Below are 511 nucleotides of genomic sequence, written 5' to 3'. Positions count from 1 at the left end.
GTTTTGAAAAACACTAGATCGCCGGCCTCTAGATCATCGTCATCGATATGATAACCAGTGAGTACCTGTTGTGCGGTGGTACGGGGCACATAGGCGCCGAACTGGTCGCGCAAGGTCAGATGCACAAATCCCGAGCAATCCACCCCGCGTTTGCTCATACCTCCCCACGCATAGGGAGTACCGCGCCAGTCTTGGTATTGGCGGTAACGCTGCTGGGTAATGACGGATTCGCTGCAGTGGCTCAGGTTGCCAGTGTGGATGCTGATGCGATGATCGGGAATGCTACTGCAAGCCGTTAGCAGTCCGGCCAGCAAGCAAGTGAGCAGAGGGCGGGTGAGTGTTTTGGCATCGAGCATAGGCAAGGGTCCTTCTAAGCAATGGATTTATCTTATGCTGTTTAGGCTTTGCTGACAAAATTTAGACGATTTTTTGTCTATAAAATGTGTTCTATGGGTGCTGATTTAAGATTGCGGACATAAAAAAGCCGCGATCGAAATCGATCGCGGCTTTG

General features: G+C 50.9%; 1 protein-coding gene. It reads right to left on the bottom strand.

What is annotated here, in order from left to right:
* Positions 1-356 (bottom strand): C40 family peptidase (locus tag GCE9029_RS26980; RefSeq protein ID WP_062668005.1); only part of this gene is annotated, 356 nt, incomplete at its 3' end.
* Positions 357-511 lie beyond the last annotated feature (155 nt).

Origin of the sequence: Grimontia celer (assembly GCF_900055185.1) — a bacterium.
GTDB classification, from domain to species: Bacteria; Pseudomonadota; Gammaproteobacteria; order Enterobacterales; family Vibrionaceae; genus Enterovibrio; species Enterovibrio celer.
This window is presented reverse-complemented; position numbering and strand designations above follow the sequence as displayed.